Genomic DNA, 15,214 nt, shown 5'->3' with positions numbered 1-15,214 from the left:
ACGTAACAATTCAATCGAGTATCTGGTTTTAGTTTGGATTTCCTATTTCCATGGAGGATATTGGAATTATATGACGAAATATGAAGTTATGAGATGTGGAAATGATGATTCAAGGGATTTAGCTGAAAGATATATTTTAACATTGACGAGGTGTTTCCTATATTGAATAACTACAACTCGGGTGAACATGATCCTTACTGGTATGAGGCTTTTGTAGGTCTCAAATATGTTTTGAAAATGCTCGACACAGATTCGGGTATTGAGGCGGTCGCTTTTCAAGCCAGAACGATAAATAAATTAGATGATGTTGTTGTGAAATATAAGGATGGTCGCTCACTTTGTATTCAAGTTAAGCATACGAGATCGGAAAATAATTTAACCTTAAGTGATCTTATCAGACCCTCAGGTGGAAGTTCATCCTCCTTGCTTCAGGACATGGCATTCGCGTGGAAGGAAGGCTTAAAGACAATTCCAAATTGCATCCCAGAACTTTACACAAATAGGCGCGGGGGAAAGAACTGGTCACGAACAGCAAATGATTCAGCCTATCCTCCGCTCCCTGAATTTTGGAAAGCACTTAGAAAAGAACTGAGACAAGCAGGGAACCTTTCTGGTATACGCTTGGAGTCAACATATAGCGCGGCGTGGACTGATCTTCTTGCACAACTGGGTGTGCTCGAAACAGACATAAAAAAATATGAATTCCTAAGAAAGTTGCGATTACGTTTCAGCAGGCCCGATTTAGAAAAACTTGAGTCACAGATGCACGAACAAATCGGTCGAATATTTGGGGTATCTTCACCATCATTCCAGAGAGAAATCTTTGAAAAGCTCGCAGCTAGTTTACGATTTTGGACAACTTCGATACAAGGGAAGGTGGATTTCGTCTTCCCAGAGGAAGTATATAGTCGATTATCTTTTCAAGCAGAGGTTGATGACAGAGATCATCTAATTCGCCCCCCAGTCCCTTTTTTTAAATCGCGGTTAGTTTTTATGGAACGATTAATAGAACAACTTGGTTCTCGTAAACATAGTATTATTTTCTTGAAAGGTAGCCCCGGTAGCGGCAAGAGTAGCCTAATTAGCCAATTGGCCTATGAAACACCAACCATCATTAATCTTCGATATCACGCTTTTAAGCCAATTACGCCTGAAATAAAAGAAATCCCTCCCGATGCAGGCAGAACTGTGGATCCTCGTGTTTTCTGGACGGCGTTGATAGATCAGATTCGAGTAAAATTTACAGGTAAACTCTACCAATATAAAGTTCCAATTCGATGTGATTATTTGACGGTAGATGAAATCCGTAGTCATACGTTACGGCTGGCTCAGGAACTGTCGAACATTAACCACAGACCGACTGTTATAGCGGTAGATGGAATTGACCATGCAGCTAGAGCAGGATACATCTCTCATAAGCACGAGGATACGTTCCTTCTGTGGCTGGTTCATCCCGAAGAAGTTCCTAGTGGTGTACTTTTTCTGCTGGCGGGTCAGCCTCCGGAAGGATATCCGGCCTACCCACAGTGGCTAAAGGAGGATAGTTCTGAGGTCCTTCATCTTGAAGTGCCGGTTGTTACAGAGAGTGATATTCGCCAGATGCTCTCACATGATTTTCCAGGGGAGTTCATAGAGCCAGCAGTAAACGTGATTCATGAAAATGCAGTAGATAATACGCTTGCCGCTGTATTTGCGGTTAGAGAAGCAAAAGGCTGTACGACAGTCGAAGAATTGATTGAAAGACTAAGGGCGAGAAAGTTGCATGATGGTATTCATGCTTACTATGATCATATTTGGATTCATGCGTTACAAAAAATCCAGACAAAGGTCAATCATGAGATTGCATACTTAAACGAGAAACTGTCGAGCTATTTTTCACTGTCAAGCGAACGTCTAGATGGCGCGACACTAAAGGGGATCTTTAAGGAACTGTTACTCACGGAATCCGATTGGAATTACCTGTTAAAGGATTTGGAGCCGCTTGTTGTAGAGCAGGACAGAGGGAAATTCGTATTATTTCATAATGATGTTCGAGTCTACTTCATGAGGTATATTCGAAACCACCATAGTATTCTGGAGGACATTGCAGGTTCTCTTGCAGATTTTTACGTGGCTGAACCCTCTTATAAGATCGCACGTCATGCTGATTTGTTCTCCCTATTAAGACAAAGTGGACGTATAGAAGAGATCATCTCTATTTTCAATCCATCGTTCATTATGGAAGCGTGGACGATAAGAAGACCTATCGATGAAATCAAGGAACAGTGCAGGGACATGTTGGCCGTAGTTAAGAAGCGGAAAAACTGGAATGATGCAGGTGGAGTGCTTGAGGCACTTCGTACTGTTCAACAACTTTTAACATCATATGAAAAAGCAAATGAACGGAATTATTTCGTCTCGGAAGATCAACGCGTACCTGCTTTCGTACCATCTGAAGGAATTATGAAGCCGCCCCAGACATGGAAGATGCATCTGTTAAATCAAGTATTCAATGATGTTCGACGACTAGTAAAGCTCGGAGAGTATGACCGTGCTCGTCAAATCATGGAACGGTGGTTCAAACGAAATAACGTAACCCCCTTTCAATTGATCGGTCTTCTCGAGGAATACTATGTTTTTGAGTCAAGTTTCAGTCGTGATAACTTGGGCAAGGGGTTTCTTGAATTGATTCGTGAATGGGGAGAACTGGCAGGGATTACTCTAATTTACGAATGGAGAATTGAAAAAGAGGAGGTAATGAACAGTTTAGAAGAACAAGTGGCAAGTGCTTATTCTGACGGATTTCTTCACGGATCACTCAACCGAAGCGGATTCTCATTTTTTAGATGCTTGAAGAGGTATTTACAGCATCTTGTGCCAGAGAAAAGAGAAGTTTTAGTCGAACGGATGGTTGATGAGCAGAAATGGACAGAGCTGCGTTATATCCTTAAGAGAACAGATCATCTTGTTCCTTCTTTCCAGCATCGAATTAAACTGGCTATGTATAGTGCCATAGCGAATTTCGAGACTGAGCGCTTCGTTCGTCCTGTTGTAGAACAGGGATATGACATTTTAGAGCATAAGAAGATGAACTATGAAACCGATGCAAAGCTCTACTCTTGTATTTGTTTTCTTATAGGATGGGCATACCCAGAATCCGATTTAAAACAGCAAGCTGAAGAAGCGATTCAAGTTTATTTCTCCAACGACCGAGATCCGAGAACTACGGAAATGATTCGTCTTTTACTTCATAGTACCTATCGAATGGGAGCTTACTATTGTCTTTCAATGCAGGAAGGATACAGACTTTCCAAGCAAGACATAACGATGATTCTTTATTTGTTGGAACGCCTCTATTTCATGGATCAGTCTGTCTATTACCATTTAGTCGGTTACATAGAAGTTCGTTCTTTCTTTATGCGCATGGCAATGTTTTTATCTCGAAATGATAAAACATTGGATAAATTGTTATACCCAGTTGTAAGGGACAGTATGATTGATGGCGATATTTTTTATTTGGATATGGAACTTATTTGGGGGTTTTTAGATAGCCATGGGGATCAAACATCGATGGAACTCATTTTCCAACGGTGGACGAATGAGAAAGGGATAATTTGGGATGACAATCTCCAAAAAGCAACATATTGGGTCGAGAAGCTAGCTGCACTTGGTGAAAAATATCAGTTACAGGAGAAAGCACGGCATCTTAAGGAGCAGTTTGCAAGGAAATGGTTCGGCATAACTGCAAGACAATCATCCCTAAATCATGTTGTGCAATGGGTAGAGATTCTGCTGAATGAGAAGCCTTCATTATGGAAAGGACAAGGGAAGCTACTACTTGATCTATGTAGACAACTCGATAGTGAGTCTAACCTAGTAGCCGATTATGCGGTAAGTGTTGTAATGGCTGCGGCGCAAAAGGATGGAGTCGAGATACTTTGGGCTGTTCTTAATGAAAATGGCATGCTCGATGTCGATGATTTTTCAAAATATAAAGCGACTTTCGATGTGTTAATCCGTGTGCTAAGGAATACTTTCTTTACAGAAGAAGATCTAGTAGCCCTATGGATACTAACAGTTGGTGGGATGAGCTGGAGAGAAAGAAGCAGTAGGGCATATATAGAAGATATGAGAAAATGCATTTTGAAAGCGGCTCATAGACTAGGGTACTCGGGTCTAGGCGCTTACATGAAACACTCGACTCCATATCATTTCGACATTCATAATAACCGAGATCGTGACAACAGACCGAAACGATGGTTTATAACGAGTAGAGAACGTCGCCCGTACTGGGAAAGCACCTGGAAACGCGTCGAACGTAAGATCAGAAAATTATCTACGGAAGAAGCTTTCGATGATTTTAAGCGAGTAATCAATAATTTAGATCCTCATGGTGGAAGTATGGATCATGTGGCAGCTTTTAATTATGCTGAGATCTTAGTCCGTAAATTAAGTACAGAGCCTTCTTATCGGAATAAGGAATATACCAATATTTTGTTCGAGTTTGCAGAGACTCATGCAGTAGCAAGTTACCATAGAAATGATCAGTATATTCAAGACTTCTATTCTGCAATTATAGATTTCACTACGGACGATAAGACAAGATGGAGGGTGTTGGATTCACTTTTACCGGAAAGTATTGACAATAGGGAGCTTTCGTATTTTATTGTCAAGCTGGAAGAAATGCTTCAGGCAAGGGCAGTGAAATTGGGTGCTAAGGAAATTGAAGAGGCGACTATTCGAATTTTGAACACATATAAGCAATGGCTCGACTGGAACGTAGATATGACATCAGCTATCTATTCCTCGTCACATCCACTGAATCGGATGTCATGGAGACAGTTCACTCTGAACATTCTGCTTAGGAATTTATCAAGTAATAATGAACATCAAATTGAAGCGGTATTGCAGGGTTTGTGGCAATTTATACAGTGGGATCATACAGTTATTTATGATCTGATTTCAAGGTGGGAGGATGTAGAGAATTCCGGACAGGGATGGCTACTAATAATATTCGAGCGTATTGCTGTAACGTATCCATCATATTATGAAGCAATGAAACCCTTGTTGGCTGAGCTAAAATCCAGTGGAGGATTACAGATTAGTACACAGGCAGAAGTGATCAATGAGACATTTGTACGTGGGCAGTGTATTGTAAGTGGGAAATCTAAACCGTGGGTGATTCAAAAACTTGGAGCATTTATTTCACGGTTTACTCACGGTAATGAGAGGAAAGGGGTACGTATTATTGATTACCCACCCTTCCAAGACCGGCACTTTAACCAACGTTTTTATCAAATCGCCAGTATATTTCCTGACCTTGTAAATGAGTTGCTTGATGAGATGGAAGCTTCAGAAGATTCGAATTTCAATCCGGAAAAAAAGTTGTTAGATATCATAGAGAAACGGATAGAGAAAGGAACTTGGGAGCGAACTTCTCTTTACAACGAGGTACAGGCCTACCTTCCTTGTGACGATCCCTTCCTGCTCTTAGATACCCCACGTGCATTTAGGAGTTCAACTGGATGGTTGAAACTCGGGTTAATGGCGATGTCGAAATTTGATCCAGAGGATGCTTGTTTACAGTTCATGAAGCAGGCCCGCAAAGGGATGCGGGACGGTCAGGAATTGCTCGGGGCAGCCCTGTTCCATTTCAACATCGTCGAAGGTTACTACTATACTTGCGGGTTATCAGAAAGCTTGGATATTAGCAGGCCAACGGCAAGCGGAAGATCGTTTTTGTTCTACAACAATGTAGTAAACTCTAGAAAGTCGAATCCAGATCTGTTCTATACGTTTAATCATATTAACGGGCAGAAAATTCCTTATAGTAGTACGGTTCTCTTGGTTCCAAGCCTAGTATTTCGGTCGTTGGGCTGGCATCCGTCAACTATGAACCCATTGGTGTGGGAAAAGAAGGGTAAAAAGATGATGTGGATGGAGCAAATTTTTGGTCCTTTTGAAGAAGGAGTACATCCGTTTCTCCAGCGTTGGGTTTGTACGAAAGAAGGGTTTGTAGAAATAACAAGAGTAAAGCGTAATCTTCGCTATATGGTGACTTTTGAGCCAATGAGAAACAATGTTTCTATGATGGATTTGCCGAATAATGTGAGGTTTTTTATGTAAGATTGCATCTTACTCTACATGTGAGATCGACTGAAACGAAGCCACAGAATTCATTGTCAACTAGCATGGCTGCGCTTACCGTCTGCATATGCTGACAGCTCATAGTGATTCTATTCAACCTAAAGCGGCTATAACAAATGCTGCGGCAACATGGTCGCATCCCGCATACGGTACATGTGGAATGCCTAATATTGATGGTACGAAATGAGATGTGACAGTACTGCTCAAGTCTAAAGTAAGGGAGACCTTGCTATATGCAAGGTCTCCTTTACTAAGCCTTGTACAACGGCGTCTGCCAAGTAAACGAGAAGCGATAAAGCATCCTAACAGCCCCAACTGAACAGCAAACTTTGGTAGATCAATAGAGCTTAAAGGGCGACTAACTCTGCGAGCTTGGCCGCGACGTCTGCCATTGGCTCTTCTGCAGTGTTTAAGCCGCTTCGTGATCCGAGCAAGGGACTGACTTCGCGGAGAGCTTCATACGTTGTATCATGCACAATCGGAACGAGCCGATCACCTGCCAGGAGTGCCGAAAGTTCTTTGTCGGCGATGCCCTCTGCTGGGAGGCGGCGTAGCAGTGCAGGGGTCACAAGCACAATTCCAACTCGCGAGTTGGCCAAGCCTTTGTCGATAGCGCGAAGCAACGGCACACCGAGGCTAACGTCTTTCTCGCTAAACCAGACGGAGACACCGTGTGACTCAAGCAGATCGTGCAACTCCTTCGCGGCTCCCTTCCGGTCATCCCATGCATGGCAAAGGAAGACGTCTCGAAGGTCAGGTTGTTTTGCTAGAGTTTCGACGCTGTTGCGGATTGGTGTTAATGACCGAATTTCTTCAGAAGTGTACAATATGGACGAACCTACTCCTGACCAGCGTGGTTTTGAACTGCGGACGGAACCGCCGCCGCTGCTTCGACCCCCTCCACTTGTCAAGGACGAGGAGTAAGTTGAGGGCGAGTACGAATTGTAGCCGCCACCACTACCATAGCGGCCATAACGCCCTCTGCACGCTGGGCAGTTGGCTGCGGCACTTGCTGAGCGATGTCCGTTTACTGGAGCTGTACATCTAGCCATATCCTACCTCCTAATTTGATTTTCCTGGTATTATAGTAATTTAAAACAGGAAAAAAATCCATATATTTGATGTGTTGTGTCGAATCTTGATTCGTAGAGCTGTCCCACCACGTTACTTTCCTGTTTTAACTGTAATATATTCAGACGGGTGCTCATTCGCCTCAGCAAGGAAACGTAGAACTGTATCATCGATAGTGTGGTAAAGCAGAGGGGCGAGTTGAAGGTGGGAGCGGCAATGCTCAATCTGCAAATAGTAGCGTAAATGCTCCTCACATGTGGAATGCCTAATATTGATGGTACGAAATGAGATGTGACAGTGACTGCTCAAGAAGGTTGTTTATGCGTCGTTTGCTGAAATCGAATATATTGCACGACATAATCAGCAGCAGAGTCGATGTTTTTCGGGACGAGATCAAGGTTCACTTCAAGTTGAAGATCAGCTAGTTCATTGGTACTATGTGCTTTGAGGGAGGCAATCAGGTGGATCGGATAAAGTGATTGAATAAGGTCTATAGAGCTAATAAAGTTGAGGCTCCCGCTACTTGCATGGGTCTTTTTTTGGGTCGGAATTGGGAATAATTTTTGGAATTCCCCTCCCGAATGAGCTTATCATTATAGTAACAATTTAATTTAAAAGCGATTGAGAATTACGTATTAGATTACAAGGAGATGTGAATTTTGGAACTGTCGGCGTATACACGAACCATCAAAGACATACTTAGTTTAAAAAGAAAATACAGTATCCCTCGGTTTTAATGAGAATATTCTTGGGGAGAAGATGAATTAGTTGTCGTAATACTTTTGCCCTTTTCAAAGATAAGGTGATTAGCGATAATAGAATTGTAATGACTTTCCAATGAACAATATCATTTGAATAAATATAAACACAATCGAAATGAGGAGAATTTCTATGTCGTACCTAACATTCAATAAGTTGAACAATATGTCTCAGTCGATTCAAAAGTCTCTTAATGAAAATTACCAATTCAGCACGTCAAACACGGTATTTCTGTCCCATCGTCATGATGACGAGCAGGAAGTAAAACAAGCAGTAGGTTTTTTGGCGCAATTCGGGCAAAGAACTTATGTTGATTGGCTTGACCATAATATGCCTAGCCAAACATCGTCTGAGACGGCTCAGAAGCTGAAACAAAGAATCAACCGCTCTAATAAATTTGTACTACTGGCGACACCAGGGAGTATTCGATCGATTTGGATACCATGGGAGCTTGGGTTAGCCGATGGTGTAAAGGGTCTAAATAAAATTGCAATTCTTCCGCTCGTGAAAAATGAAGGAACATGGGAAGAGAGAGAATACTATGGGATCTACAACTATATTGAACAATCATACGATGGCAACTGGTATGTTATAAAACAAGGGGAATCACGAGGGATTCATTTAGCCAATTGGTTTGAATCTTGAATTTGAGGAGGGTGAACTGGTGAGCAAAGAAATAGCGGAGTTTCAGAAAATGTTTAAAACTGCTATTGAGGAGTCTAATGCGGCTGTATTTGCTGGCGCAGGATTGTCTAAACCTGCGGGATTTGTGAACTGGAAGGAACTGCTTCGAGATATCGCTGAAGAAATCAATTTAAATATCGATAAAGAAAGTGATCTTATAGCAGTAGCGCAGTACCATGTTAATGAGAATGGTGGAAACAGAGGGAAAATAAATCAAGCATTAATTGACGAATTTACAAAGGATGCCGAAATCACCGAAAATCATAAGATATTATCAAGGCTGCCTATAGATACATATTGGACAACCAATTATGATGCTCTGATCGAGGATGCCTTAAAAGCCGAAGGGAAAAGGATCGACTCAAAAATAACTACGGAAAACTTAGCGGTAACAAAACCGAATAGTGATGCCAAGATTTATAAAATGCATGGGGATATTTCATTACCTCATGAAGCCGTTTTAACTAAAGATGATTACGAAAATTACAACAACAAGCGGCAGCTATTTACTACGGCTCTTCAAGGCGACCTCGTTTCAAAAACGATGTTGTTTATTGGATTTAGTTTTGATGATCCCAATTTGGAATATATTTTGAGTCGCATAAGAATCCTTTTGGGTCAGAATCAACGCACCCATTATTGCTTTATGAAGCAAGTGCAGCGAGATGATTTTAAGGAAGAATCGGATTTTTTATATGCTGAGATAAAGCAGAAGTTAAAAGTGAATGATCTGAAAAGATACAGCATTAAAGTGCTTCTAGTAAGTCAATATGAGGATATTACGGCTATACTCAAGGAAGTGGAACAGCAATATAAGAGAAGAAATTTATTCGTATCCGGTAGTGCTTCTAACTATGGAAATTGGGGAGAGCAGCGCTGCTTAGAGTTCGCAAGTAACCTCAGTAAAAAAATAATCCAAAACGGGAACAATATTGTAACTGGTTTTGGTCTCGGAGTTGGCAGTTGTGTAATCTCGGGTGCGTTGGAAGAAATCTATAAAACGAGAAGTCAGCGGGTTGAAGACCGTCTGATTTCGAGACCATTTCCTCAAAATACGACTGGTCAAATCCCTATAAAGGAATTATGGACTAAACACAGAAATAACATGATTCAAAACGTTGGGATTTCCATTTTTATGTTTGGTAATAAAATTGATGCTTCATCAGGTGCTGTAATAGAGGCAAATGGCATAATTGAAGAGTTCGAAATAAGCGTGAATCACGGCGCAATACCCATTCCCATTGGTGCGACCGACTTTACTGCTAGAAAAATATGGGAGACTGTTATAAGTGATTTTGGCCGCTATGTTCCCCAGGCTGGGCTAGAAGATAAATATCAATTACTGGGTGATGTGAATCAGACAGACGAAGCATTGATTAACACTGTAATTGAAATTGTGAATATGCTTGAAAAAAGAAAAAGGCAATAAAGAGGGAGGTTCAGGTATGGCACGTAAAACATTCATTTCTTATAAGTACAGCGAAGCTCAACATACAAGAGATCGAATAATTAAGGCTCTTGGCACAGATGCTCGTTATTATCAAGGTGAAACCAGTACTTCACCTAATTTGACGGACAGAAAGACAGAAACCATTAAAAATCATCTTAAGAGCATGATTTTTGATACTTCGGTAACTATTGTTGTTATCTCTCCAAATATGAAGCAGAGTAACTGGATTGACTGGGAGATTGAATACTCTTTGAAGGAGATTACTAGGGAAGACAGAACATCAAGAAGTAATGGCATTATAGGTGTAATCCAAAAAGATTATTATTTTGGTGGGTATGGGTGGATTCTTAGTTCAGTTACAAATTCTGATGGTTGCAATTCAAGAAGCATTGATGAAAGTAAGTTATATGAGATTATCATCAAGAATCGTACAAACCAAAAAAATCCCGTATATGCTTGCCTGAATTGCCAAAGTGTAGATTCTCTAAATGGCTCGTATATCTCCTTGGTAACTGAAGATGATTTTGTCGCAAGTCCAGATACGTATATCGAAAATGCGTATGAGAAGAGTAAACGGATTAATGATTTCGAAATTACAAAAACGATTAAAACTCAACAAAATTGGTTGTCACCGTGGTGAATCAATACATTATACTTAAACAAAAAGCTGCGTTATGAAAATCCTCATAACCAGCTTTTTGCGATATCTGCTATTGGAATTGGTCATTTCACCCGCTACAATTGATATACCGAACAACGTGGTGAATGAATAGTAATTAACTCTATAATACGCACTTACTCCTACACCGTAGGCATCCGCGTCGTAACATCGATCGATGGCATGACAGCCGACTGGGTGCGCATCCCGTGGGACGAAGATCAGCGTGCGCATCGTCAACGAAGTCGACAACGTCAACCGCGTGGTGTACGACATTACGTCGAAGCCGCCTGCAACGATTGAGTGGGAATAGGCAGGAGACACTCTATACACTGAAAACCGTTGATTTTATGCCGTTTAGGTAAAACTCATATGACTTTCTGAGATCAAAATTCTTTTGAATTGTCTCCAAGATTGTCGTCAAAAACTCTCGCCGAATGATTGTCGGTGGGAGTTTTTATTTTGGCTTTAACAGGTTGAGTGCGTGAAACGCGCGAAACATAAAACCACCTGCTATTGAAGTGATCCCTTAAAGATAGACATTATCTAACTATTGAAGGTGCAGTTCATTGGACGGGTGGTTCTGATTATGGCTGAAAATGTAGACAGATTGGAGACATGTGATTGCAGGAGAAGGATCTACTGAAGTATTGTATACAGATGACAAAAAATACTAGATGAATCCAGTCACGACACATGTGGAGTCGGTCATATTGATGGTTCGTAAACGAGATGTGGCAAGTTCGCTTAACTTATCGATGTGTGTTCGATAATGAGTAAATCTGAAGAGGGAGTGCAAGGTGCACTACCTCTTTTTTTTCGACATCAAATCCCATATATTTGCATTTTTCATAACAAAATATCCAAATCTAGCTCTCATTGTAGTACAATAGTCGTATTATAGAGAGGTTATGTCTTAATTTAATTACTCCCAATATATTTGGTCAGAAACGAGTTTCTTAGATACGGGGAAATTACAATATGAGATTAATAGATTTGTTTGCTGGGCTTGGTGGCTTTCGTCTAGCCTTAAGTAGCCTAGGACATACATGCGTTTTTGCACTCTCGAAACATTGATATCGAGCCACATGGGAATATAAGAAAAATAAAAGTGGGGGGTTCCTTGAACCGTTTTCAAAGGATGGTGAACAAAGCGGTTTTCAAGATGAAAAGTCAGGAAACTTGGTTTACCGCATATTAAAAGTGTTGAGATATCATAAGCCAAACTCCCTAATTGTGGATAATATTCTCAACTTTACAAAACATGAGGGGATAGCGATAGAGTATAACACTATTATTCCTTATTTGATAATTTTGTTGCCGGTGAAGAATTCAGGAAAAATCTTAATTACGGAGGATTAAGCAAATGAACCACGAAGCCCAAACAGAAAAGAGTTTCATTGAAATCTTAACTCAACGGGAAAATCAATGGACATATCGTGATGATATAAAGACCGAAGCTGCTCTGTGGGATAATTTGCGTAGACATATCAATCGTATTAACTTGGCGCGACTGGACGGTGTGCCGCTTACAGACAAAGAGTTTGAACAGTTAAAAGTTGAATTTATGAGACTGACAGCTACTCCTTTTAACGCTTCTCAATGGCTACGAGGCGAAAATGGTGTTGCCGCCATTCATGTTGAGCGGGAAGATGTGAAACGTGGCAGGGTGTCTGTTGTTCTATTCAGTAATAAGGATATTGCTGGCGGCATTTCAAGCTATGAAGTTGTAAACCAAATTAAGCCAGATACAAATACTGATATGCGTGGCGATGTAACCCTATTGATAAATGGCTTGCCGATTATTCATGTTGAATTAAAAGCTGAATCTGCCAAAGATGGTTTTATGCAAGCGTTCGAGCAGATACAACGGTATGCAGAAGCAGGATTTTTTGATGGCATTTTTGCGACCACCCAAATTTTCGTAGTTAGTAACAAAGTATCTACAAAATACTTTGCACGTCCTGGAGCCAACACTTCTAAAGCCTTTGAAGCGGCAAAGAAATTCCTGTTCAACTGGAGAACGTCGGATAATGAGCCTGTAGAAAATCTTTACGATTTCACAAGGCAGGTTTTGAGTATCCCTTCTGCCCACGAATTGATTAGCAAATTCACTATTTTGGTGGACGATCAGAAAAACCAAAAGTTTTTAATGGTACTAAGACCGTACCAAGTCCACGCTATTCAAAAGATTATCGGTCAAGCGGCGAAGCATGAGGGAGGTTTTGTTTGGCATGCCACCGGCTCAGGGAAAACAATAACAAGTTTTGTGGCAACCAAACTTTTAGCACAGATATCCATCGGCGTAGACCGCACCGTTATGGTTGTTGATAGAACAGATTTAGACAGCCAAACCAAAGATGAGTTTAGTAAATTTGCATCTGAGTTCCACACAGGGTTGGCATCGGGCAATGTTAAAGATAATGCGCTTATTGTCGGCGTTGATAATCAACGTCAACTTAGCAATAGCCTATTAAGCAATAAAAATAACAACACCATTATCGTCACAACCATTCAAAAATTGAGTGCGGCTGTCAGAGGTGCTAAAGAAACGGAAAACAATAAATTCGAGAAGCTGAAAAGCGAACATATTGTTTTTGTGGTGGATGAGTGCCATCGTGCAGTCAGCGATGAGCAGATGAAAGAAATTAAAAAGCTCCTGCCTAACTCAACATGGTTCGGCTTAACTGGTACGCCAATTTTTGAGGAAAACCAAAAACAAGAAAACGGAACATTCGCAAGAACAACACAACAACAGTATGGAAACTTACTCCATTCCTACACAACGAAAAATGCTATGGACGATAACTCCGTTTTGAACTTCCAAGTGGAGTACCATTGCCTATTAGATGAGGATAGCAAAGCAGAATTTTTGTATAGAACGGTAAAAGAAAAATACCCGAAGCTTGATCCTATCAAAAAACTTGCCGACATGACAGAAATTGAAAAAGAGGAACTGCAAGACAGAGAGTTATTTGAGCGTGATGAATATATTGAAGCGATGCTTAAAAAAATATTCAAGCGCCAATCCGTGATAGAGCGTTTCAAGGTGTTAAATGGATACCCGACTATGAGTGCTGTTTTAACAACACACTCTATCGCTCAAGCTAAGCGTATTTATCACAAGCTACAAGAAATGAGAAGTAGTGGAATTTTGTTAAATGGGCGAGAGTTAGATGAACGCCACACGCTTCGTGACCCTGATTTTCCGAGAGTGACAATCACTTATTCCACTAGCGAAACTCAAGGTGAGATGAACGAAGCGCAAGCAGAAATCAATGCCATTATGCAGGAATACAACACTGTTTTTGGTACGAATTACACAGATACCGATCAGTTTAACAAAAATATTAATAGCCGTTTAGCACGAAAAGACGCTCAATATCAAAAGGACGGAAAATGGCTTGATATGGTTATTGTAGTTGACCGTCTGCTGACAGGATTTGACGCGCCTACGATACAGACTTTGTATGTTGACCGAGAACTGAAATATCAAAAGCTGCTACAGGCATTTTCACGCACAAATCGTATTGCACCTGGCAAAGAGCATGGCATTGTGGTATCGTTCCGAAAACCTGCTACTATGCGAAAAAATGTAGAGGATGCCATTCGACTTTTTACGAACCAACAGCAAAATTGGGAAGCCTTAGTGCCACAAGAATATGCTGAGGTTAAAGCCGCATTTTTAACGGCACATGAGCAACTTCAACAAGCAAAAGACGATCTGGAAGACGACCCAAATAATATAAAAAACAAGATTGCACAAGTAAGAGCCTATCAAAAACTTGAAAAAATCCAAAGAGCCATGAAAAGCTATGAGAATTATCAAGAAGATTTTGAGGAATTTGAATATATTGTGAAGGTTCTTCCCGAAGAAAAGGGACATTGTGAAAATCTGAAAGCTGAAATTCGAGCCGAGTTAGAGGATCAAACTGGGGATGAGATGGAAAACTTGCTCCAAGACATCGAATTTACGAGCGAACAAAGGGCTGTACATGAGGAACGCATTGATAGCTTCTACATAAATCAGCTTCTGAACAGATATCAGAAGTCTTCGGACAAAACAGATAAATATGATTTGCGTGAAAAAATTATGAAAGAGATTAATACAAAGCCCGCATCCGTTCAGGCAATATATAATGCCATCTTAGACGTCATTGACAACAATCGACCGACAAAGGATTGGACGGCTTATTTCGCTGATGAGATTGATTATATACTACAGAATACTGCTGAGTTATTGAAAGTACCTGTCGCTAACCTGCAAACCAGCTTTAACGAATATCGCCCGAATAGCGGGGTTGTACCTTTCATCAATGTAATAAGCGAAGCATCAGGGTTAAGCAAAGAAGATTTTGAAGCTATGTTTAACGAAAAATACCGAAAGCGTCTTCTCGTTATAGAACAGTATTGGAAAACTGTTTTAGATGAAAAATTAATACCGCTAAAAGATGAGTGTTAGGGTG

At 40.8% G+C, this 15,214-nt stretch carries 6 protein-coding genes and 2 pseudogenes; 7 read left to right on the top strand and 1 reads right to left on the bottom strand.

Annotation, left to right across the window (positions count from 1 at the left end):
• Positions 1-162 precede the first annotated feature (162 nt).
• The gene (locus AK95_RS18895) at positions 163-6,105 is read left to right on the top strand and encodes an ATP-binding protein (protein WP_071221439.1); all 5,943 of its coding nucleotides are present in this window, start codon (positions 163-165) and stop codon (positions 6,103-6,105) included.
• Between the two features lie 368 nt (positions 6,106-6,473).
• Here the strand turns inward: AK95_RS18895 and AK95_RS18890 are convergent, their stop codons facing one another.
• Entirely contained in the window at positions 6,474-7,037 is a 564-nt protein-coding gene (locus AK95_RS18890; protein ID WP_235613153.1) for a toll/interleukin-1 receptor domain-containing protein, read from the bottom strand.
• 1,051 nt (positions 7,038-8,088) lie between these two features.
• Between AK95_RS18890 and AK95_RS18885 the strand changes: the two genes are divergently transcribed.
• The 6 genes and pseudogenes from AK95_RS18885 to AK95_RS18870 all read left to right on the top strand — a co-directional run bounded on the left by AK95_RS18885 (position 8,089) and on the right by AK95_RS18870 (position 15,210).
• Positions 8,089-8,601, top strand: a complete 513-nt coding sequence (locus AK95_RS18885) for a toll/interleukin-1 receptor domain-containing protein (RefSeq protein WP_071221437.1) — start codon at positions 8,089-8,091, stop codon at positions 8,599-8,601.
• Positions 8,602-8,620: 19 nt separating this feature from the next.
• On the top strand, positions 8,621-10,069 hold the full coding sequence (locus AK95_RS18880) for an SIR2 family protein (RefSeq protein WP_235613152.1): 1,449 nt from the start codon (positions 8,621-8,623) through the stop codon (positions 10,067-10,069).
• Positions 10,070-10,085: 16 nt separating this feature from the next.
• Positions 10,086-10,730, top strand: coding sequence for a TIR domain-containing protein (locus tag AK95_RS18875; RefSeq protein ID WP_071221436.1), 645 nt, complete (start codon positions 10,086-10,088; stop codon positions 10,728-10,730).
• Positions 10,731-10,880: 150 nt separating this feature from the next.
• A pseudogene (locus tag AK95_RS33530) lies at positions 10,881-11,061 on the top strand (GMP synthase (glutamine-hydrolyzing)); the annotation flags it as partial.
• A 668-nt stretch (positions 11,062-11,729) separates the two neighbouring features.
• Positions 11,730-12,110, top strand: a pseudogene (locus AK95_RS35360) (DNA cytosine methyltransferase).
• Positions 12,111-12,114: 4 nt separating this feature from the next.
• Positions 12,115-15,210 (top strand): type I restriction endonuclease subunit R, encoded by a 3,096-nt coding sequence (locus AK95_RS18870; protein WP_071221435.1) that lies wholly within the window; start codon positions 12,115-12,117, stop codon positions 15,208-15,210.
• The last annotated feature ends 4 nt before the right edge of the window (positions 15,211-15,214 follow it).

Source organism: Paenibacillus sp. LC231, from assembly GCF_001860525.1.
In the GTDB taxonomy this organism is placed as follows: domain Bacteria; phylum Bacillota; class Bacilli; order Paenibacillales; family Paenibacillaceae; genus Paenibacillus_AQ.
The sequence above is the reverse complement of the archived record's forward strand: the minus strand, read 5'-3'. Positions and strand labels throughout refer to the sequence as shown.

Excerpts from the sequence above, each read along its gene's own strand:
- AK95_RS18875 (WP_071221436.1), top strand. The coding sequence starts at position 10,086 with ATGGCACGTAAAACATTCATTTCTTATAAGTACAGCGAAGCTCAACAT.
- AK95_RS18870 (WP_071221435.1), top strand. The coding sequence starts at position 12,115 with ATGAACCACGAAGCCCAAACAGAAAAGAGTTTCATTGAAATCTTAACT.
- AK95_RS18885 (WP_071221437.1), top strand. The coding sequence starts at position 8,089 with ATGTCGTACCTAACATTCAATAAGTTGAACAATATGTCTCAGTCGATT.